Origin of the sequence: Chryseobacterium sp. W4I1 (assembly GCF_030816115.1) — a bacterium.
In the GTDB taxonomy this organism is placed as follows: Bacteria; Bacteroidota; Bacteroidia; order Flavobacteriales; family Weeksellaceae; genus Chryseobacterium.
On the sequence record NZ_JAUSXQ010000001.1, the window covers coordinates 3990720 to 4012227 of the forward strand.

Consider the following 21508-nt stretch of genomic DNA (forward strand, 5'->3'; position numbering starts at 1 on the left):
AAAATTGAGTCGGTATGAAGTTCCAAAACACATTAGAAACCATCGGAAATACCCCGGTTGTCAAAATTAACAAACTTTTCGGTCCTGAAAATGAAGTCTGGATCAAACTGGAAAAAGCCAATCCCGGCGGAAGCATTAAAGACAGAATTGCTTTATCAATGATTGAAGATGCTGAAGCAAAAGGACTTTTGAATAAAGACAGTGTTATCATAGAGCCTACCAGTGGAAATACAGGTATAGGTCTTGCTTTGGTAGCAGCCGTGAAAAACTATAAACTTATTCTTGTGATGCCGGAAAGCATGAGTTTGGAACGCCGCAAAATTATGGAATCCTATGGAGCAGAATTCGTACTCACTCCAAGAGAAAAAGGAATGAAAGGAGCCATTGAAAAGGCTGAAGAACTGGCCAAAGAAACCCCGAATTCGTGGATCCCGAGACAGTTTGACAATCCTGCCAATGTAAAAGTACACACTGAAACGACCGCCCAGGAAATACTGAAAGACTTTCCCGAAGGTCTTGATTACCTCATTACCGGAGTAGGAACAGGAGGTCACATCACAGGAATTGCCCAGGTTCTGAAACAGAAATTTCCCAATATCAAAGTGATTGCTGTAGAACCGGAATTATCTCCCGTTCTTAGCGGAGGTTCGCCCGCACCACATCCTTTGCAGGGTCTGGGGGCTGGATTTATTCCTTCCATTCTGGATACTGCAATTCTGGATGAAATTGTAAAGATCGGGAAAGATGAAGCCTTTGAATTCACTAAAGAAGCTGCCAAAAAAGAAGGCCTTTTCGTAGGAATTTCTACCGGAGCAGCTTTAGCGGCAGTCGCAAAAAAACTTTCTGAAATTCCCGCCGGATCTACTATACTGACTATCAATTATGACACAGGCGAAAGATATCTGTCCATAGAAGGACTGTTCTAGTCACCCTAAAATAAGAAGATTAAAATGAAACAAAATACCCATTCACCACAGGTCTACCTGGTAGGTGCAGGACCCGGCGATCCTGATCTCATCACTGTAAAAGCCGTAAAAGCTATTGCATCAGCCGATATCATCTTATGTGACCGCCTTGTAAGTCCGGAAATACTAAGCCGTTATGCCAATAAAAAAAGCGAGATTATTTATGTTGGCAAAGAATGCAGCAAAAATGCTTCTACACCCCAGTCCCACATCAATACACTCATCATAGACTTTGCCTCTCAGGGGAAAACGGTAGTACGACTTAAAGGAGGAGATATATCCTTCTTCTCCAATGTTCTGGACGAATTGAAAGTATTGAAAGAACATCATATTCCATTTGAAATTATACCCGGAATTACCGCTGCTTCAGGAGCCGCAGCGTACGCAGGAATGCCATTGACAGCCAGAGGATATGCCACATCTGTACGTTTTCTGACCTATTATAAAACAGAAATCCTCAGTGAAGAATACTGGAAAGAACTTAGAACCTCAGAGGATACCCTTGTTTTTTATATGTCAAAAGGAAACCTGAACGGTCTGGTTGAAAAATTTTTAGCAGTAGGAAATACTGATGATAAAAAGATTGCAATAATCGAACAGGCCACCACTCCTTATCAGAAAGTGTATACCTCATCACTGGAAGAATTTCAGGAAAAGCTTGGAAATAAAACATTTGTATCTCCTTCATTGGTTATTGTAGGAAAAGTGGTGAATCTTCACGAAGAATTTTCATGGCTGGAATCAGATAAACAGGAAGGGATTTATTTTAAATCTGTAACTAACGGAAGCTTAGTGTCAAATACCCAAAATCTATTCGAATATGCTGTCTGAAACTAAATTAAATGCCCTAAAAGAAATATCCGGTGATTTTTCGAGGGACGAAGCAGTCTGGGCAAGCGGTTTTCTCGCTGGCCTTGCAGGATTTTCCAATGCCGTGCAGCCAACTTTTTCTGAAGAGAATCAGGCAGAGATCATTTCTCCAAAGAAAATCACCCTTGCTTACGGTACGGAAACCGGTAACAGTAAAAAACTGGCCGTAGAACTTGCAGGAACAATAAAGAAAAAAGGAGTGCAGGTAAAGCTGGCGGATCTTTCCCAATATAAACCTAAAGATCTTGCCAAAGAAGACCTTTTCTTCGTTATCATCAGCACACAAGGTGAAGGCGAACCGCCACTTCTGGCTAAGAAATTTTATGATCACCTTCATGAAAATGATCTTAATCTCAATCACCTGAAATTTGGAATCCTTGCGCTTGGAGACAGCAGCTATCCACTGTTTTGCAAAACCGGGGAAGATGTTGACTTCCGTTTCGAAATATTGGGCGCACAGCGAATCATTCCTTTGAAAAAATGCGATATTGATTATGAGCAGGAGGCCCATAACTGGGCAGAACATATCCTGGATGTTGTCGGTAAAAAGGCAGAAAGCAGCCAGAAAAGTACATCTGTTCCAAAAATTTCAACAGGAAGAAAACATTACCGGGGAAAAGTTTCAACTATTATCAATCTGAATGATATAGACTCCGAAAAGCAAACCTTTCATATAGAAATTGAAACAGAAGAACCTTTGATTTATAACCCCGGCGATGCATTGGGAGTAATTGCTTTCAATTCTAAATCTGAAGTAGATGAGATCATCAGCCTCACCGGAATTGATCCTCAGAAGCAAATTAAAACAGCAAAAATTACAGCCAGTGCAGAAGAGTTGTTGTACAAACACCTTAATATCAGTTATCTGCTCAAAACTACAGTAGCCCAATATGCACAGATTACAGGACACTCTATTCCCGATGTAAGGTTAAGCCTTCTTGACCTGCTGCGGATCTATCCGGTAAACAATGCCGGTGAATTTGTGGAAGTCATTGCTGCTCTCACGGGTCAGTCACCACGTTTGTATTCAATTTCTTCCTCGCTGCAGGCACATGGTGATACCGAAATTCATATTACAGTAGCGAAATCTGAATTTTTCATCAATGATAAAAAGCAAAACGGTTTGTGTAGTGGTTTTCTGGCTGAATTTAAAGAAGAACAGGAGTTGGAGTTTTATATTCAGGAAGCCAAACATTTCAGACTTCCCAAGCCTGAAAAAGATATTATTATGATCGGTCCGGGAACGGGTATTGCTCCTTTCAGGTCCTTTCTCTACGAACGGGATGCGTTGGGGGCAGAAGGCCGAAACTGGCTCTTTTTCGGTGACCGGACTTTTGTTTCAGACTTTCTCTATCAGGCAGAGCTGCAGGATTTCCTCAAAACAGGAGCATTAACCCATCTTGATCTTGCCTTTTCCAGAGACACTACAGAAAAAATATATGTGCAGCACAGGCTGGAGCAAAAAGCACAGGAAGTATATCACTGGCTGGAAGGCGGAGCATCACTTTACGTTTGTGGTGCCAGAGAACCCATGAGTAAAGATGTTGAAAAAACCATTCTGAACATTATTCAGGAGAAAGGAAAGCGTAGTCCTGAAGACGCTCAGATCTATCTTGAAGAACTGGAGCTCAGCGGAAGATATGTTAAAGATGTGTATTAAATGATAAACGGATAATATAATGACAGATAAAAATAATCTTTCACCGGTAGAAAAAATAAAAACCGGCAGCAACGGCCTCAGGGGAACCTTAAAGGAAAGCCTTTTAGATGATTTTACCGGAGCCATCAGAGAAGATGACCAAACCCTCATCAAATTTCATGGGATGTACCAGCAGGATGACAGGGACAGACGCGAGGAAAGAGTCGCCAAGAAACTGGAATGGCTGTATTCCTACATGATCCGTCTCAGGCTTCCCGGAGGATTTTTAACATCGGAACAATGGGTTGGCCTCAATAATATTGCAGAAGATCATTCCACGGGCGTCATCAAAATTACCACACGTCAGACCATTCAGCTGCATGGGATTTTAAAATCTCATGTAAAACCTACCATCCAGAGCTTCAATCTGCAACATCTGGATTCCATAGCAGCATGTGGAGATGTCAACAGAAACGTAACCTGTACCTCAAATCCTTCAGAATCCTCCTTACACCAGCAGGCTTATGAACTGGCAGGAAAGATTAGTGAAATGTGTCTTCCGAAAACAAAGTCTTATTATGATCTCTGGATCGATGATGAAATGGTCATTGACAGAAAATCAGAGGAAGATCCTCTTTATCAGGACAGATATCTTCCTAGAAAACTGAAAATTGGAATTGCAGTTCCTCCCAATAATGACGTTGATGTTTTTATCAATGATATAGCGCTGATTGCGATTATTGAGGATCACAAAATTGTAGGCTACAATATTGCCGCAGGAGGAGGACTCGGTGCCACTCACGGGAATGATGCCACTTATGCACGTCTTGCCTCTGTTTTAGGGTTTGTAGCCACAGAAGAAAAAGTATTGCAGGCGGTTTATGAAATTATTACTGTACAGCGTGATTTCGGGAACAGAAGTGACCGGAAATTATCAAGGTTAAAATATACTATAGACAAGCTTGGAATTGAAGGCTACAGGAATGAAGTAGAAAAACGATGCGGTTTTAGTTTTGAACCTGCCAGAGAATTCAAGTTTGAACAGAGAAAAGACCGTTACGGATGGGTGCAGAATCATGAAGGGAAGTGGTTTTATACTTTATTTGTAGAACACGGAAGAGTTTTGAATACAGAAGATTATCCTCTAAAATCAGGGTTATTAAAAATTGCAGAAACAGGAAAAGTCAATTTTAGGTTTACCTGTAATCAAAACCTGATCCTTTCTGATATTCTGGAAGAAGATAAAGCTGAAATTGAAGACCTTCTGAAAGAATCCGGAATTTTCGGTTACACCAGAGATGCCAGTGCACTACGTAAAAATTCTGTGGCCTGTGTAGCGCTCAATACCTGCTCACTCGCTTTGGCTGAAGGTCAGCGTTACCTGCCTGCTTTAGTGACAAAAATAGAACCCGTTCTTGAAAAATACGGACTTCAGAATGAAGACATCACGATCAGAATGACCGGCTGTCCCAACGGATGCGGAAGATCGCCGAATGCAGAGATTGGCTTTGTGGGTACGGCCTATGGTAAATACAATCTTCATATCGGGGGCGACAGACTGGGAATGCGCCTCAATACAAAGTTTAAAGAAAACATCGGGGAAGAAGAGATCCTTGAAACCCTTGATGAACTTTTCGGAATTTACTCAGAAAACAGGCAGGAAGAAGAAACCTTTGGTGATTTCTCTTATCGCTATTTACAAACCATAAAATAAAATATATGATCAACGTTCCTTACCGGCAAAAAAATGCCGGAAAACATTACCATTATCTTTTAGGGATCCGAATGTGTATATGCTGTTCATTAATTGACGACGCATAAACCATTCATCAACCCTAAAATTTTATACAAGTGAAATCCATACACCCACAATATTTTCAGAAGAAAATCAGTCCTATTATCCTCATATTATTCTTTGCCGGCTTTGTACAGGCACAACAGCAGATTGAAGTAAGCGGAATTATAAAACAAACAGATACCCATAATGGGATTGCCGGAGTGCAGATCCAGGTAGAAAATACGCAGGATAAGGCAATTACCGATCAGGAAGGAAATTTTAATTTGATAACAAGGGTCAAAATACCCTTCAGAATTGTGATCAGGAAAGAGGGGTTTACAGAACAAACCGCTGAAATTCTTTCACTATCCAGTAAAATAGCTGTAGAATTAAATCCTCAGAACACTATTATCAATGAAGTAGTGATTTCTGCCTCACGGCTTCCCGAAAAATTACTCAGATCACCGATTGCTATTGAAAAGATTGATATTAGAACAATCCGGGAAAGCCCTGCTGCTTCATTTTATGAAACCCTGGAAAACGTAAAAGGCTTACAGCTTTTAACCTCAAGCCTTACATTAAAAGTTCCCAACGCCAGAGGATTCAATTCTCCGAATAACTTCCGCTTTATGCAGTTAGTAGATGGGGTAGATGTACAGTCTGCCACTTTGGGAGTTCCATTGGGAAATGCAATAGGGCCAACAGAACTGGACATCCAGTCTATGGAAATTACACCCGGAGCCGCTTCCGCTTTATACGGAATGAATGCCATCAATGGTTTGGCGAGCCTTCAGACCAAAGATCCATTTACCTCGGAAGGCGTAAGTCTTTATTTCAGAGGCGGCGTGAACCATGTGGACAATGTGAACCACAAAACAGCTGCGTTGGGAGAAAGTGCATTCAGGATCGCAAAAGTTCTGAACAACAATCTCGCAATAAAAATCAACGGTTCCTATTTCAGCGGTGTCGATTGGATCTCGGACAACCGGACAGACCAGAATCCCGGCTCACTGATTACTGCCAACCCAAACTTTTCTCTCACCAACAATCCGGCAGAAGATCTTTGGAACAAATACGGAGACGAAAGGAATAACCGTACCTCTGTAAAAGTGAATTATAATGGAAAACCTACAACCTTCAACGTTTCGAGAACAGGCTATTATGAAAAAGATCTCATCAGTCCTGAAGTAAAAAATATAAAATTTGATGCAGGATTGTACTACCGTTTTGGAGACCAGTGGAAAACATCCTACGTGTACCGTTATGGCTTGCTGGATGGAACTTTTCAGCGAGGAAACAAGATCCGGCTTCAGAACGCAACGGTTCAGAATCATAAAGTAGAACTTACCGGGAAAGAGTTGACATTCAGGGCGTATATGTCCATAGAAAACACCGGGGATTCTTACAATCTTAAGCCTTTAGCTGATAATCTGGATCTTACCAATTTGTCTAATGCCAACTGGAAAAATATTTTTCAGACAACGCTGCAGGACAGACTGAATTCAGGGATAAACCTGAACGATGCCTTTATTCTCGCAAGACAGGAAGCAGATAAAAACAGAGTGATTCCGGGAACGGCTGCCTTTCAGCAGTTAAAAAATACGATTATCGGGATCAATAATTGGGATTCCGCCAATTCAGGAATTGCAGGAGCACCTGCTACCGGAGGAGCAAAGCTTGAACAGAAATCCAGGTTTTATCAGGGAGAAATTACGTATGACCTGACCAGATTCGTCAAAGTATTCAGTCTTTTGGCAGGAGCAGATTACCGTCTTTACAGCATCACGCCTGACGGAAATAATTTTGTTGATTTTGAAAGACCGGTTAATGAAAGAAATATTGCCTTATCAGACGGTACGTTCGGTAACAATGTAATTTATCAGAAATACGGAGCATTTGCCCAGGCTACCAAGCTTTTTTTTAATGATAAATTAAAACTGAATCTTGCGCTTCGGGTTGACAGGAATCCGGAGTTTGAAGCTAAATTCAATCCAAGGATAAGTGTGGTTTATTCTCCTGTTAATCAGCATAATTTCAGAGTTTCTTTCCAGAATGGGTACCGTTTTCCTTCATTATTTGAAGCCCTGTCATTTGTTAATAACGGAAATGTGAGAAGAGTAGGCGGTCTTGCAAAAGCAAATGATGGTTTAGGCTATCTTGAAAACTCTTATACACTGGCATCTATTGATCAATTCACTGCTGCGGTCAATAAAGATGTGGATGGCGGAATGGGCCAGAGCCAGGCCGCATTGAAAAACAGAAACCTTTTAACTGCCGCCAATCTTCCAAAATTACAGCCTGAAAAGGTGAACTCCTTTGAAGTAGGTTACAAAACCGTTTTATTCAACAGCAGACTGGTCATCGATTGGGATTTTTATTATAATGTTTATGAAGGTTTTCTCGGACAGGTAGAAGTTGCCGTACCCAAGAATGAAACTGTAGGAAGCGATAATGCTGTTCTGGCGATGACGGACCGAAGCAAGCAGGACAGATATAGGGTTTATACCAACAGCAACAGTATTTACAAAAGTCTGGGAACATCTTTGGGGGTCCGTTATAATATCGTGAAAAATTATAATGTGAACGTCAATGTTTCTTATAATGATCTTGTTTCCTCCAATACTTCCGATCTCTTTATTACAGCCTTCAATACGCCAAAATGGGCAATCAATTTAAGCGTAGGAAACAGGGAAATCGTTAAAAATATAGGATTTACGGTTGCGGCAAGATGGCAGGACAGTTTCTTGTGGGAAAGCCCACTGGCTTCAGGAAATATTCCTGCATACTACACCATTGATGCACAGGCCACATGGAGGATTCCTGAAATTAAAGCCAATGTGAAAATAGGGGCTACCAATCTGCTGAACCGCAGGTATCTTCAGTATGCGGCAGGACCCGAGATTGGCGGACTGTATTATATTGCTTTTACTTATGATCTAAAACTTTAAATTACAATGAGTAACTCTTTATATCCCATATTCTTAAAGCTTGAAGAATTATCACTTCTGATCATCGGTGGCGGAAACATCGCTTTGGAAAAATTGCAGTCCGTTCTGGTGAACTCTCCTGAGGCACGTATTAAACTTGTAGCAAAAGAAATTAGTGATCAGGTCAGAGCGCTTAAGCAAAACTATCCCAATTTGACCCTGCATGAAAGATCTTACACTGATAATGATTTCAACAGTGCAGATCTCGCCATTGTAGCTGTTAATGATATCTCTCTCGCTGAACGGATCCGTATCAGAGCCCATCAGCATAATATACTTGTTAATATTGCGGATAAACCAAGTCTGTGTGATTTTTATCTGGGCTCAATTGTAAGAAAGGGAGATCTTAAAATTGCAGTCTCTACCAATGGAAAGTCTCCCACAGTAGCCAAAAGACTGCGCGAAGTTTTGACAGAAACCATTCCGGACGAAGAAATGGAAGGCCTGCTGGATAATATGCAGCATATCCGGAACCAGCTGAAAGGTGATTTTACCTACAAAGTAAAAGAGCTGAACCGGTTGACAACAAGCTATCTTGATGAAAAAAACAATCAGCCCACTGAAACAAAACTGGAGATTGAAAAACTCATCAACATCACCAAAACGGTCCAGAGAAGAGCCAATATCTATCTGGGAATCATCGGAGTTTTGGTCCTTATCGGAGTATTGGCCCTGATTATTTTCCAGTTCAATCTGTCAGGGGATATTCAGACCTTTCTCAGCAAAGATGGACATATTTTTTACTGGATGCTGCTGGCGGGTTTTCTGGCAGAAATCGTTGCCGGGTCTATGGGCATGGGATACGGAGTAATCTGTACGACCATTCTTTTGCTTCTGAATGTTCCGCCTCCGGTAGTGAGTGCCAGTATTCACTCTGCAGAATCTTTTACTTCGGCAGCCGGAAGCATCAGCCATTACAAATTAGGAAATGTGAATAAAAAAATGGTGTGGATTTTATTTCCTGTGGCAGCAGTAGGCGCTTTTATCGGAGCATTTGCGTTGTCTCATTTCGGAGAACAGTATGCTCATATTGTAAAGCCGGTCATTGCCTGCTATACCCTTTATCTGGGAATTAATATCCTTAGAAATGCTTTTAAAGGGAAAAATAATAGATCAGGAAATAGCAGGCCAAAAAAGAGAACGAATCTCAGAATTCTTGGCTTAGCTGGAGGATTTATAGATTCTTTTGCCGGAGGAGGCTGGGGACCTCTGGTTACCGGAACACTGATCAAGGAGGGTAGAACACCACGATATGTGGTAGGTAGCTCAACGATGGCTAAGTTTTTATTGACTGTAATAAGTGCTTTGACCTTTATTTTTACTATCGGGATCCATCACTGGAACATTGTGCTCGGACTTCTTTTAGGCGGCGTTTTTACCGCTCCTTTTTCTGCGATGTTTGCATCACGGCTTCCGGCAAAAAAGATGTTTGCTGTCGTGGGTGTTGTGGTGATTATCATGAGTCTTATTACCATTATAAAATCATTAATATAAATGCTTTTGAAGGGAAAGTTCCTGTGGGAAATAATATATTTGATTTCTTGGATCGCTTATCAGGGACTGCATATCAGTTATTGAAATTTTGAATCGGATATAAATATTTGAAAATCAAAATAATGTTAGATTTGTATGTACCGTATATAAACTTGTTTAGTTTTATTATATTTGAGAAAATCAAAAAGTAAAAATGTTTCTTACTGAATGTCCTAGAGATGCCATGCAGGGTTGGGGAGAATTTATCCCTACCGGCAAAAAAATAGATTACATCAACTCTCTGATGGAAGTTGGCTTTGATGTTTTGGACTGTCTGAGCTTTGTTTCTCCGAAAGCAATTCCTCAAATGGCTGATTCTGATGAGGTGGCCGAAAACATCGATAAATCCCTATCCCATACTAAAGTCTCTGCAATCATCGGAAACTATAGAGGTGCCGAAAAAGCATTAAAACATCAGACTGTAGATATTTTAGGCTTTCCGTTTTCTATTTCGGAAACGTTTCAGCACAGGAATACCAATAAAAACCAGGAAGAGGCTTTTGAAGAGGTCATCAGAATGCTTGAACTGACCAAAAGTGAAGGAAAGCAGCTGAATATCTATTTTTCTATGGCTTTTGGAAACCCTTACGGAGAAATGTGGAAATGGGAAGATGTAGATTTCTGGGCAAAAAGATTTTCAGAGATCGGAATTACCGATGTTCTGCTTTCTGATACCACAGGTGTTGCTACTCCTGAGACAATTGCGCTTTTATTCGAAAAAATTCCGTCAAAATACCCTGAGATTAACTTCGGAGGACATTTTCATAACCGTTACGAAGACTCATATTCAAAACTGAAAGCTGCTTACGACAAAGGCTGCAGAAGGTTTGATAGTGCAATTAAAGGAATCGGAGGTTGCCCCATGGCCAAAGATGATCTGGTAGGAAATATGCCCACAGAACAGGTCATCAATTTTATGAGCGTAGAAAAAGCAGAACACAAACTAAACCTGCTGAATTTTGAAAGTTCATATAATAAGGCAAAGGATATTTTTCATTTTTAATTAAAGATTCTTCTTTCGCAGATTTTACAGATAAAGCAGATAGAATTGCTTTAAAAATATAAGAAAATCTGCGTAATCTGTCAAATCTGCGAGACAAAATAAATCAACAGAAGCGGGTTTTAGCCCGCTTTCGTATTTAAAAATCAGCCAAAACCTATAATTTAATCCCAAAACCAACAAAATGTCACCCATCATTTCACCATCAGAATTAAAAAAGAATCTATCAGAAAACCTCATCATTCTTGATGCCAGAGTAGGAAAAGAGATCTATCAGAACTACCTTGAGAAACATATCAAAGGAGCCCGTTTTATAGATATGGATAAAGATCTGGCTGAGATTGGTGAAAATGCTGCTTTTGGAGGACGACATCCGCTTCCGGGTGTTGAAAAATTTGCTGAAACGCTTGCGAATCTTGGCGTTTTAGAAGATTCCCATGTGGTGATTTATGATGATAAAAGCGGAGCTAATGCAGCAGCAAGAGCCTGGTGGATGCTAAGATCTTTCGGATTACAAAATGTACAGGTTTTAGATGGCGGAATTCAGTCTGCCGAAAAAGAAGGTATAGAATTTTCCTCGGGCGTAGAAACATTTGAAACATCTCCAGTAATAAAAAAAGAAGATTGGCTTCTTCCATTAAAACGTTTGGAAGATGTTGAAAATGAATTAATAAACCATTCATCGACTGTAATAGATGTAAGAGATGCTTACCGTTATAAAGGCGAGTCTGAACCTATTGATTTAGTGGCCGGACATATACCCGGAGCCATCAATATCCCGTTCTCGGAAAACCTGGATCAAAATGGTAATTTCCTTAAACCAGAAGTTTTAAAAGAAAAATACACGAAACTTTTAAATGATAAACCTCAGCACCTCATCATCCATTGCGGATCTGGTGTTACGGCATGTCATACTATTTTAGCTTTGAATTATGCCGGTTTCCCTATCCCAGATCTTTATGTGGGTTCATGGAGCGAATGGAGCCGTAGAGAAGGAAAGGAGATAGCTAAGGAAGAGTAAGGCTGGAAAATGGAAGAGGAGACTGAAGTTACTGTAGCCTTAATAATTTCTTCTTCAAACTCATCATATTGAAAATTGAATGTTAAAGAGAAAAACCCGGAAAATTTCCGGGTTTGTATTGTATTTGATGTAGCAAAGAAGTTATATGGGAAGAGAGTGATTTTATGAGCTCCAAAAGCTTCCATCCTCGTGCTTCTATCTTCCTTGCTTTAATCTTTAAAGCATTCCCAATTCAAACTTTGCTTCTTCGCTCATCATATCCTTATTCCAGCTTGGCTCGAATGTAAGTTCTAAGTCTACGCTTTTCACACCTTCCACTTCTCCTACCTTATCTTTCACTTCCTGCGGCAGCGTTTCTGCAACCGGGCAGTTCGGGGTAGTAAGGGTCATTATAATTTTTACATCGCCATCCTCGGAGATCTGTACATCATATATCAGCCCTAATTCGTAGATATCTACCGGAATTTCCGGGTCGTATACGGATTTTAAGACCTTGATGATTTCCTCACCAATGTCAGCAATTTGATCGTCTGTAAATTTCATTTTTTAATCTAGATTGATATTCCTTTTCAACAAATCTTCCTGACGCATTCGCCGGAAAACATTTGCCAAAGTTAAGACATCTTTTTCACAATAGTCCACAATTCGCTGCAAGTCTTTCTCTATGTAGTAGATTGATGAAACCATTGAGCCGTCTATATCATCTTTTGGGGTAGGAATTCCAAAAACGTGAGCCAGTAATTCCAATGAAACGAAGCTTTTATAATCTCCGAATTTCCAAAGCTCCATCGTATCGATATGCGGAATTTCCCATGGCTTTTTTCCAAACATCTGAAAAGGGATCGGGGGCTGGATTCCATTAATCAGGTATCGTCTTGCAATCCAGGGAAAATCAAATTCTTTTCCGTTGTGGGCACAAAGGATCACATTATTCAGTCTCGGGCTGTTAAAAATTTCCCCAAACTCCTGAAGCATTTTCTTTTCATCGTGGCCTGAAAAGCTTTTGATTTTTAAAGTATCATTCTTTTCCACCATTCCGATCGTAATGCAGATGATCTTTCCGAACTCGGCCATAATTCCTGCCCGGTCGTAGAATTCAGCAGCGGTGACCTCTTCTTTTCTCTGAAACCTGGTTTTCTTCTCCCAAAGTTTCTGTTCGGTTTCAGGCAATACTTCCCATGATTCTGATCCCGGAACGGTCTCAATATCAAGGAATAAAATCTTTTCTAATGGAATGTGTTGTATCATATGTGTTGATGTTTTTTATCCGATCGGCATTCCGTTTTTTACAGGTAATGAAGGCGTTAAAAGCGTGACATCACTTTTGTTTTCTCCATATACTCCCATGACAAGACATTCGCTGAAGAAATTAGCGATCTGTTTTTTAGGAAAATTGACGACAGCCATTACCTGTTTTCCTATAAGCTCTTCTTTTTGGTAGAGGGAAGTGATCTGTGCAGATGATTTTTTAATGCCAAGATCTCCGAAATCAATTTCCAGTTGGTAAGAAGGATTTCTGGCTTTCTCAAAATCGGTAACTGAAATTATCGTTCCGCATCGCATATCTATTTTTTCAAAGTCTGTCCAGGATATTTCCGGTTTTATAGTCATGATAATGAATTGATTAAGTGTTCTATTTCTATTTTTTCTATAGCATATTTCTGTTGCAGTTCTGATCCTTCACCCATTCTTTTATAATATTCAAGAGCTTTACCTCCAAAAAACTTTTTATGAAAATCTGAGAACTCAGGAACCTGCGGAAAGACCTTGTGAAAAAGCATTTCATAGTATGCCTGGAATTCCCGTTCGTTTTTATCTTCGATAACTTGACCGGGAGCTTTCTGCCGTACATGAAGCATTTCATGGGCTACCATATTCAGAACAAGATTCAGATCAAAATCAAATAAATTCTTAGGGATCATTACTTTCTGAGGTCCTCCCAATTCTCCCTCTGCAGTTAAAAGCATGGACGTGGGAGACCGTTCCTCCCTGAAGCCGAAACCTGCAAAATTTTCATGTTCCAGATCAAAAGAATGGATTAAAAATTGAGCGGCATCCAGAATCTGGTCGTGTTCTTTGTAAGCCTCAAGGTGTAAGTTGATCTGCTCGAAATTCATTCAGAATATGTTTAAACAAATGTATTAAAATATTGGTTTTGATAATCTCATAAATTTACTTTGTTCTATTTTTAATATCATCAGAAGCATTATTAAAATTACGTACTTTTTCAATTTTTTTGTTTCCGAAGTTATAAGAGATAGAAATATTTAATTGGCGTGGATAATTATAAATATTCACATAATTATAATTTCCATTTTGTTGAGGATCATTAATTATAACTCTATTTGTGTTTAAAACATCATCAACGCTTCCTGTAAATGTCCAATCTTTCCATATTTTTTTGAGCCCTATTTCCAGACTTCCTAATGGTTTTAGCTGTCCCAATTCTATTTGGTAATTGCCAACATACCAATAATTAATGCTTGCAAACCAGGTTTTAGCGTGATCAAGTCTTATATTATTGTTAACTGCAACCGTAATTCCATTTGATTTTTTGGTATTAATATAAGCCGGAAATTTTTCACCGGTTAATGGATCTGTATCGATGGTTCCATTATTAATGTTATGCTGTATTCCCAGACTCACATTGGTATTCCAATATTGTTTAAAAAAAGATTTTTGAAAACCGATTGTAAAATTTAATTCCTGGCGGTCACCAAAATTTGTTCTTATATACCTCAGTACATTTACAGGATTACCATTCATATTAATTTGTCCCTGTAAAGGTATTTGTAAGATAACGTCTTTATAATATTTATGGCTTATAATGAAGAAATATGAATTTTTGAACATATAGTTGAGCTCCTGTGAATAGACTGCGGATGCTTTCATAAATGGATTATTCTGAACATAATTAGTTTCTGTTAAGTATGTTCTTACTGGATTCACTTCCCAAAAGGAAGGTCTCTTCATACGACCTGAAAAAGAATAGGAAAGGTTGTTGTCTTTATTAATTGAATAATTCAGATTTAAGTAAGGCAAAATATTACTGTAGCTTCTCTTAAGGTTGCTTAAATTTTCATTCTGAGCATTATTAGAATTACCTTTATTTTGTGTTAATTCATATCGGATTCCAGCTTTTGCTGAGAGTTTATCACTTACTTTCTTTTCTAGAGTTAAATATCCTCCGTAAATATTCTCCAGATAAAAAAAGTGATTAGGATTCCTAATGGTGCTATTGGTGGCAAACTGATACAGACTTGTTTCTGTGTCATTATCTGTTTTGGTATAGCTGTAATTTCCGCCCAATGATAAGATGATATCATTTTTAAATTTCTTAATGTAATCTATTGTAGTAGAAAAACTATTAATAATCTGTGGAGTTTCCTGAGTAATCCGGCTTATACTTTCTCCTGTATTCCCATTGGAATCTGCTGCTAATGTTGTATTGATACTTTGCTGTTTTTTTCTAAAATTTAAGTATGCCGCATTTATATTGAGTTTACTGCCCAGTGAATCTGTTTTTAATTCATAATTTAAATTAACAGAATTATTGTACGATTGTGTATTTTCATAGTTTATACTTCGGTTATAGTCAGTTTTCCAAGTATTACCATTGCGCGTGTTTACGGTATTAAATAAGTTAGTCATAGAGTTGGCGCTTTTATTATACCAAATATTATAGCTCAATGCAAGACTACTTTTATTATTTAAAGTATAATCTATATTTACATAACCACCATAATCTTTGTTCGGAATAGAAACGGTTCCTTCCGACTGATTTGATGCTATATTATTACCATTTTCTAATATATAATATTGCCGTTTGGTGTTTTCTCCACTATTAAAATTTGAATTAATTCCGAGCTTATTTTTTCTATAATTAATAGAGGCTCCCATTCCCTGGTTATTATAGTATCCTTGATTATTATTCATTCTTATACTCCCATTTAGCCCATTTTCTGTTACCTTTTTTAGAATAATATTAATAACTCCATCTGAGGATTCCACTTGAAATTCACTGCCGGGCATTGTAATAATCTCTATTTTTTGTATACTTTCGGATGGCATACTTTTTAAAAAGGTTGCCAGAGCATCAGAATCCATCTGAGATTTTTTCCCATTGATGTATATTACCGCGTTTGATTTTCCGGCAATTCGTAACGTTTTATCATCCATTGATGAGATGAGAGGAGTTTCTTTTAAAAGACTAAAAGCTGTACTTCCTTTTGCTGAAGGGGATGCTCCTATATCATATACAAATCTGTCATTTTTTCTCTGGAATTTATTTTTTGTTAATATAATTTCATTGATTGTTTTTGTAGCTATTGTATCTTTTTTTTCTTGTGCAGTTATCATGATACTGTTCAAAACTAAGATTAAGAAGATTTGATATTTCATATATTTTGTGTTTTTTAAATTTAATGTATTACAATGTAGCTTGCTATGCATAATAAATAGGTGTAATTATTACTTTAATTATAAATCTCTCATTATAAAACAATTGTAATATGTCAAATATTACATCATGAACTCGATTATGTTTTGATCTACTCTAAAAAACTGTTGATTGTGTATTATTTTATTAGATATTTATAAATTTTCAAACTAAATTATTTAGTCTGATACAACGAAAAGAGCCTGACTTGTAGCCAGGCTCTTCAGTAAACAAATAAATTGGTTAAGGATGCTCGTTTCTAGCTCTTATCACAAGATTCACAAGATCTGAACCGCCACTCGCAAAATTGTCGCTTGGATTATGGGCACTTTGTGTAGCTACTGCGTAGGGAGCGCCATCCCAGTATCCCCAGAACGGGCCGCCGCTTTGTCCAGGCCAGATATCTGCTTTGTGGGTCATGCTTTCATTATCATCCGCACTCCAGAAATCTCCGTCTAAAGCGATTCCTGTCTGATATGTTGGTCTTTGGGTTCCTGTTAAATCTCCCGGATACCCTGCATGTGTCCAGTAGGCTCCGCCATCCCACGAATCGGAATATGATTTTGAGCCCAGCCAGCCTGTGCTGTTTCCGATAGGTCTGTCGAGAACAATGACCACGTAATCATATTGGATTTCTGTAGAATCAATAGTTGGTCCTGCTACCTTGTATTTATAATAAGTCAGGGTACCCCAGGCACTTCCGTAAGGAGCACTTCCATTATAATACATGGGAGTGAATTTTAACCAGCCCGTAGTGTTATTAGGCTGCCAGTCTACAATATGGGCACAGGTCAGTAGATGTCTCGGGCCAATCATTACCCCGCTTCCTGAGCCTAAAGCGCTTTCTACTTTTCCCACGCATCGCCACGGATACGCAGTAGAATTGTATACTTTTCTCTGATCCGGACCGAATATAGTTTTTACCCCTTCTGCGGATAAGAAAGATTCTCTGTCAATGAATTTTGGTTTACGGTCCTTTCTAGGTTCAAGTTTTGCCAGATACTCAAAATCGGCATGCGTAGGATAGAAATGATCAGTTTCCAGAGATTGGCTTTCTCCAGCTTTTTCATCTGCGAGCATCCCGATTGCTTTCATTCCCTTGGGAAAAGATCTTCCGTTAATGGTTTCCATTGCAGGGCGTTGGCTGACTAGTTTTTCGACATTTGCCAATTTTTCAGTTGATTTTGCTTTCACGGTTTTAAGTCTTAATACTTCTTCCGCAGTCATTGGTTGGTTGTTTTCAGTTTTCGACATGATTATTGAGTTTTTTAATCAGTTTTTCCTACTCTTTGGTTGGCTTTTCGGATTCCGCCATTGATTTTTTATGAAAATATTTTTTGAGAAAATTCTGCAGTGATGCTTTCAGTTTGATTGATTTGGGCGGCTCCCATAGCAGCCAAAGCTATAGCAGTTTGTTTGTCAAGTGTTTTTCTGACGATATTTCCATTGGTAGCACGTAGGATTTTGCAGAAATGATAGGTAAAGTAGCCTCTGATCTGCCCACTTATATTTCCTTCCATAGATACCTGATTATCTTTACAGGCAGCCCATAACGTATGATTTAATCCGGTAACCGGAATCAGAGCTTTAGTCAGAGCAATTGCCTTTTTAGAATTTTTGGAAGATTGCATTTCGCTTGCATAGGTCATATAAAATTCATCTTCCAGCATGGGAGGGATGAAGCGGGCGGTTTCATAAGAAAGTTCCAGATTCAGATCAAGTCCTAGGTCCATTTTTCTGGTTCCCGTTCCGGAATGGCAGCAGTCAAAAATAACTTCCAGGTTGACACCTGCCTTTAGTTTGTTGAGTATGGTTTTAAAATCATCATCACGGATCACTCCGGCACTTGCATAGTCGTGCGGACAAATGGCTTCATCCAGACCGTCTATTTCCAGATCTGCTCCGATATTGGCCACTCTGGTTCCGTGTCCTGAGTAATAGAACACGAGTGAATCTCCTTTTACACTGCTGCTCACCAATGTTTTAAGGTAGTTTAATATGTTGGCTCTTGTGGCATTCTGATTGGTGAGAATTTTAATTTTTGCAGGATCAAAACCGCAGATTACTAAGGTGTTGGCCATGTCTCTTGCATCATTGATGCAGCCGTTCAAATCCGGCCCACCTAATCCTACAGGTGCATAATCATTGATTCCTACGATGAGTGCTTTTTTCATGTTGTTAGTTTTTAGAATTTTCCCTACTCTGTTTTGGCTTTTCAGGGTCTGCCTGTATGGTTATTTTTACAGGACAAAATTCTAATATTTAACAGAGCGAAAACAGAGGTAAAAGACTAATTATGTGGCAGGTAAAACACCTTTTTTGAGTTCTGAATAATTTTTTAACCACGAATTGCACAAATTAATACAGATGATTACGCTGATAGTTCTAAGTAGGCTAATGATTCTTTGTTCTCCTTATACTAATGCGAGATTACGGTCAAACTTAGCGTCAAATAAACTTGATGTCTTTACAGGTGACCATTTTATTGATGATAGTAAAAACAAAAAATCCGGTAGATTGTAAAAATCCACCGGATTGAAGTCTGGTTGTTAAAATTATTGATATACAGTGTTTTAAATAAAAATAGATTCAGCAGAGATCATGTTTTAAGGCAAAAAGAACCAGGCCAACCCTGTTTTTTACTTCTAATTTCATAAAGACGGAATCTCTGTAGCCATCAATGGTTTTTGGGCTCAGGAACATTTTGTCAGCAATTTCTTTATAGGTAAGTTCGCTGCAGGCCCATTTGATAAATTCTTTTTCCCTGTCTTTTAATTCAGAAAGTAGGGAAGCCGTTTTCATATCTTCTGTTTTTACTTTCAATAATTTCTGAGCAACGAAATCGGTATAAAAACTGCCTTTATCAAATACCGTATCAATCGCCTGAAAAAGGATGGCTGGCTGCATATCTTTCAGCAGATATCCTTTGGCACCTGCCTTCAGCATTTTGATGAGTATTTTCTCCTCATCTTCCATGGTCAGGGCAATCACCTTAATGTCAGGATGATGCTCAGTGAGCCATTCTGTGGTTTCTATCCCGTTTTTATAAGGCATATTGATATCCATCAGGACTACGGCAGGTAATTCTGAAGCTTTCTCTATCGCAGCTATAAAATCTTCACCGTTGGGATGATTCATGATCACTTTATACTGGGGATTTTCTACGATCATATTTTCCAGCGCTTTGGACATTAGAGTATGATCATCTACAATAGCTATGGGAATCGTTTTCATGGTTGCTGTTTGTAATAGATTATTGAAGTTTGTGTTCCTTTTTCAAGTTCCGACTGTATGGCAAATTCTGCATGGATGAGTTTCGCCCTCAGTTCCATATTCTTCAGTCCGGAACCGTCCTGTATTTTACGGGTATCAAATCCTTTTCCGTTGTCAGAAATATTAATGCGTAACGTTTCAGGGTCATCTTTCAGTCTTATGGATACATTTTTAGCTCTGGAATGTTTTAAAATATTATTAATGCTTTCCTGAATAATTCGGAATAGAATCAGTCCATGTTTCGGTGAAATATCAATATCCTGTTTCTGGGTGATGAATTCTATTTTTAACAGCTTTAGTTTCTGTATTCTTTTTACCTCTCTTTCTATGGATTCTGTCAGACCGAAATGGATGATCTGTTCGGTAATCAATGTTTTAGATAAATTCCTGATATCCTGAATACATTCACCCAGTAATTCGCTCAACTCATTCAGCTCTTCTTTTTCGGAATTTTTCAACTTAGAAATAAGTTGATTTTGCCTTAGCCTTACCACCGAAAGTTTTTGACCCAGATCATCATGAAGCTCTTGTCCTATATAATTCAGCGTCTGCTCTTTGATTTCGACCTGTGATGTCGCCAGTTCCTTTTCAAACCGCATATCCTTTTCTTTTTGCTTGATCAGAAGGGTTGTTTTTTTCTTGATAAAGACCACATAGATGAAGATCATTGTCAGGACAACGATAAGTAGGGTAATGGTAAAGGTAATGACCAAATTATTTTCTTCCATACTTTAAGGACTTATCTTAATCTGTATTGTTGGTTCCAAACCAATCCTAATATGAGTATTCCGTTACTTATCAGATTCAGAATAAATAAAATAAAAAAATAAATATGTTCCGAAACGGTAGTTCTGAAATACAGGATCGGAATGCTCCCGATAAAAAGGATCAGTAAAGAAACTGAGATCCAGAAGGGTAGATAATTATTAAGCTCCAGTATTTTGTCTGAGTTAAAGGTCTGATATAAAAATAAAATAATGGAAAACATCAGCAAAAGGATATCCGTATACAGCATACTGAATGAAAAATGGTGTAAAAGATCATCCTCTATATAAAACATAACCCCGATATTGATGATAAAAATAGCCAGCAAAATCAACTGTATTTTTTTTAAAAGAGGCAGATAAATTAATCTGAAATAGTACAGCAGATACAGGAAAAAGACAAGTATTAAAAAGCCAATTACAAAAAATATCTCGGTAGACCGGTTCGTGGCTTTAAAATAGAAGTAGCAAAAAATATCGATCAGGGAAAGTAATATATAGCCTATGATAAAAAATAAATTTTCTTTCCAGATTTTTCTGCTTTTGATGATCAGTAAAGCCATCACCACAACGGATATGCCCATTGATATCTGTTTGCCGGTTTCTATGTTCCAGTTCATGACTTTATTATTACTGCATTCCTGCTGTAGACACTTTTGGCGGAGGCGCAAGATTGGTCATATTCAGGTATTGCATGTCTGTTACATTAGTGTTTTCATCGGTTGACCTCATTGTTCTGGACATGGCGGTTGTACTGTCTTTTTTCAGGTTTTGAGCAGTTGGCACCAGGAATATGGTCTGATATCCGGCATATTCCGGTTTTGCCATTTTACTTTTAGGATGATTGATGGGATATTTCCCCATGTAAATTCTGATTCCCGGGTTTTTCAGCTTTTGTTTTTTTGCCGTTTCTTTTACATATTGAATGTAGCCTTCCATATCTTCTACAGAAAACCAGTACCAGCGTGAATCCGGCTCACCATTTCTGTATTTCGTAAGAATGGCATTGTTTGTCCTGGAATATTCATCATAAAGAACACGGCCCTCACGGGAGCTGATCAGTTTCTTTTTATAGCTGTCACTCACGGGTTCTTTAGGGGGTTCCGAGCAGCGAGTGCAGCTTAACATGCAAAAACTTAAAATAAGCAACGCAAAAAGCAGGCTTAGATTTTTGATAAAAAAAGGAGTTTTCATTTTTATGGTTTTTAATTTTATAAAACAAAATTAGGCAACTCATCAAC

Annotated in this window: 19 protein-coding genes; 8 read left to right on the forward strand and 11 right to left on the reverse strand. The window is 38.6% G+C overall.

Features of this window, described 5'->3' with window-relative positions:
* The first annotated feature begins 14 nt into the window (after window positions 1-14).
* The 8 genes from cysK (at window position 15) to QF044_RS18690 (ending at window position 11792) form a co-directional block, all read left to right on the forward strand.
* The gene (gene cysK / locus QF044_RS18655) at window positions 15-926 is read left to right on the forward strand and encodes a cysteine synthase A (RefSeq protein WP_307270517.1); all 912 of its coding nucleotides are present in this window, start codon (window positions 15-17) and stop codon (window positions 924-926) included.
* A gap of 24 nt (window positions 927-950) precedes the next feature.
* The gene (gene cobA, locus QF044_RS18660) at window positions 951-1796 is read left to right on the forward strand and encodes a uroporphyrinogen-III C-methyltransferase (RefSeq protein WP_307270519.1); all 846 of its coding nucleotides are present in this window, start codon (window positions 951-953) and stop codon (window positions 1794-1796) included.
* On the forward strand, window positions 1786-3495 hold the full coding sequence (locus QF044_RS18665; protein ID WP_307270521.1) for a sulfite reductase flavoprotein subunit alpha: 1710 nt from the start codon (window positions 1786-1788) through the stop codon (window positions 3493-3495). The genes cobA and QF044_RS18665 overlap by 11 nt, the downstream gene beginning before the upstream one ends.
* Window positions 3496-3514: 19 nt before the next feature.
* Window positions 3515-5188, forward strand: a complete 1674-nt coding sequence (locus tag QF044_RS18670; RefSeq protein WP_307270524.1) for an NADPH-dependent assimilatory sulfite reductase hemoprotein subunit — start codon at window positions 3515-3517, stop codon at window positions 5186-5188.
* Between the two features lie 173 nt (window positions 5189-5361).
* Window positions 5362-8199: a TonB-dependent receptor domain-containing protein gene (locus QF044_RS18675; protein WP_307272071.1), complete on the forward strand. Its 2838-nt coding sequence runs from the start codon at window positions 5362-5364 to the stop codon at window positions 8197-8199.
* A gap of 6 nt (window positions 8200-8205) precedes the next feature.
* On the forward strand, window positions 8206-9732 hold the full coding sequence (locus QF044_RS18680) for a TSUP family transporter (protein ID WP_307270526.1): 1527 nt from the start codon (window positions 8206-8208) through the stop codon (window positions 9730-9732).
* Between the two features lie 193 nt (window positions 9733-9925).
* Window positions 9926-10774 (forward strand): hydroxymethylglutaryl-CoA lyase, encoded by an 849-nt coding sequence (locus tag QF044_RS18685; RefSeq protein ID WP_307270528.1) that lies wholly within the window; start codon window positions 9926-9928, stop codon window positions 10772-10774.
* A gap of 181 nt (window positions 10775-10955) precedes the next feature.
* Window positions 10956-11792, forward strand: a complete 837-nt coding sequence (locus QF044_RS18690; RefSeq protein WP_307270530.1) for a sulfurtransferase — start codon at window positions 10956-10958, stop codon at window positions 11790-11792.
* Between the two features lie 216 nt (window positions 11793-12008).
* Here QF044_RS18690 and QF044_RS18695 read toward each other — a convergent pair whose 3' ends face one another.
* From QF044_RS18695 to QF044_RS18745, 11 genes are all read right to left on the reverse strand, one after another.
* Window positions 12009-12335: an SUF system Fe-S cluster assembly protein gene (locus QF044_RS18695; RefSeq protein WP_073328229.1), complete on the reverse strand. Its 327-nt coding sequence runs from the start codon at window positions 12333-12335 to the stop codon at window positions 12009-12011.
* Between the two features lie 3 nt (window positions 12336-12338).
* Complete coding sequence (locus QF044_RS18700; RefSeq protein WP_307270535.1) at window positions 12339-13040, reverse strand: 3'-5' exonuclease; 702 nt, start codon at window positions 13038-13040, stop codon at window positions 12339-12341.
* Window positions 13041-13055: 15 nt separating this feature from the next.
* Window positions 13056-13403: a tRNA-binding protein gene (locus QF044_RS18705; protein WP_307270537.1), complete on the reverse strand. Its 348-nt coding sequence runs from the start codon at window positions 13401-13403 to the stop codon at window positions 13056-13058.
* The gene (locus tag QF044_RS18710; RefSeq protein WP_307270540.1) at window positions 13400-13909 is read right to left on the reverse strand and encodes a hypothetical protein; all 510 of its coding nucleotides are present in this window, start codon (window positions 13907-13909) and stop codon (window positions 13400-13402) included. Before QF044_RS18710 ends, QF044_RS18705 begins: the two co-directional genes overlap by 4 nt.
* Window positions 13910-13964: 55 nt before the next feature.
* Window positions 13965-16193 (reverse strand): outer membrane beta-barrel family protein, encoded by a 2229-nt coding sequence (locus tag QF044_RS18715; RefSeq protein WP_307270543.1) that lies wholly within the window; start codon window positions 16191-16193, stop codon window positions 13965-13967.
* Between the two features lie 280 nt (window positions 16194-16473).
* A complete protein-coding gene (locus QF044_RS18720; RefSeq protein WP_307270546.1) occupies window positions 16474-17484 on the reverse strand; it encodes a serine protease in 1011 nt (336 codons plus the stop codon).
* 68 nt (window positions 17485-17552) lie between these two features.
* Window positions 17553-18404: a caspase family protein gene (locus QF044_RS18725; RefSeq protein ID WP_307270551.1), complete on the reverse strand. Its 852-nt coding sequence runs from the start codon at window positions 18402-18404 to the stop codon at window positions 17553-17555.
* A 415-nt stretch (window positions 18405-18819) separates the two neighbouring features.
* Entirely contained in the window at window positions 18820-19464 is a 645-nt protein-coding gene (locus QF044_RS18730; RefSeq protein WP_307270554.1) for a response regulator transcription factor, read from the reverse strand.
* Window positions 19461-20231: a sensor histidine kinase gene (locus QF044_RS18735; RefSeq protein WP_307270558.1), complete on the reverse strand. Its 771-nt coding sequence runs from the start codon at window positions 20229-20231 to the stop codon at window positions 19461-19463. Before QF044_RS18735 ends, QF044_RS18730 begins: the two co-directional genes overlap by 4 nt.
* Window positions 20232-20242: 11 nt before the next feature.
* On the reverse strand, window positions 20243-20887 hold the full coding sequence (locus tag QF044_RS18740) for a hypothetical protein (protein ID WP_307270561.1): 645 nt from the start codon (window positions 20885-20887) through the stop codon (window positions 20243-20245).
* Between the two features lie 10 nt (window positions 20888-20897).
* Window positions 20898-21461, reverse strand: coding sequence for a hypothetical protein (locus tag QF044_RS18745; protein ID WP_307270564.1), 564 nt, complete (start codon window positions 21459-21461; stop codon window positions 20898-20900).
* Window positions 21462-21508 lie beyond the last annotated feature (47 nt).

Bases quoted from the DNA above. Each gene is read 5' to 3' on its own strand.
- cysK (WP_307270517.1), top strand. From the start codon at position 15: ATGAAGTTCCAAAACACATTAGAAACCATCGGAAATACCCCGGTTGTC.
- cobA (WP_307270519.1), top strand. From the start codon at position 951: ATGAAACAAAATACCCATTCACCACAGGTCTACCTGGTAGGTGCAGGA.
- QF044_RS18665 (WP_307270521.1), top strand. From the start codon at position 1,786: ATGCTGTCTGAAACTAAATTAAATGCCCTAAAAGAAATATCCGGTGAT.
- QF044_RS18670 (WP_307270524.1), top strand. From the start codon at position 3,515: ATGACAGATAAAAATAATCTTTCACCGGTAGAAAAAATAAAAACCGGC.
- QF044_RS18680 (WP_307270526.1), top strand. From the start codon at position 8,206: ATGAGTAACTCTTTATATCCCATATTCTTAAAGCTTGAAGAATTATCA.
- QF044_RS18685 (WP_307270528.1), top strand. From the start codon at position 9,926: ATGTTTCTTACTGAATGTCCTAGAGATGCCATGCAGGGTTGGGGAGAA.
- QF044_RS18690 (WP_307270530.1), top strand. From the start codon at position 10,956: ATGTCACCCATCATTTCACCATCAGAATTAAAAAAGAATCTATCAGAA.
- QF044_RS18695 (WP_073328229.1), bottom strand. From the start codon at position 12,335: ATGAAATTTACAGACGATCAAATTGCTGACATTGGTGAGGAAATCATC.
- QF044_RS18700 (WP_307270535.1), bottom strand. From the start codon at position 13,040: ATGATACAACACATTCCATTAGAAAAGATTTTATTCCTTGATATTGAG.
- QF044_RS18705 (WP_307270537.1), bottom strand. From the start codon at position 13,403: ATGACTATAAAACCGGAAATATCCTGGACAGACTTTGAAAAAATAGAT.
- QF044_RS18710 (WP_307270540.1), bottom strand. From the start codon at position 13,909: ATGAATTTCGAGCAGATCAACTTACACCTTGAGGCTTACAAAGAACAC.
- QF044_RS18715 (WP_307270543.1), bottom strand. From the start codon at position 16,193: ATGAAATATCAAATCTTCTTAATCTTAGTTTTGAACAGTATCATGATA.
- QF044_RS18720 (WP_307270546.1), bottom strand. From the start codon at position 17,484: ATGTCGAAAACTGAAAACAACCAACCAATGACTGCGGAAGAAGTATTA.
- QF044_RS18725 (WP_307270551.1), bottom strand. From the start codon at position 18,404: ATGAAAAAAGCACTCATCGTAGGAATCAATGATTATGCACCTGTAGGA.
- QF044_RS18730 (WP_307270554.1), bottom strand. From the start codon at position 19,464: ATGAAAACGATTCCCATAGCTATTGTAGATGATCATACTCTAATGTCC.
- QF044_RS18735 (WP_307270558.1), bottom strand. From the start codon at position 20,231: ATGGAAGAAAATAATTTGGTCATTACCTTTACCATTACCCTACTTATC.
- QF044_RS18740 (WP_307270561.1), bottom strand. From the start codon at position 20,887: ATGAACTGGAACATAGAAACCGGCAAACAGATATCAATGGGCATATCC.
- QF044_RS18745 (WP_307270564.1), bottom strand. From the start codon at position 21,461: ATGAAAACTCCTTTTTTTATCAAAAATCTAAGCCTGCTTTTTGCGTTG.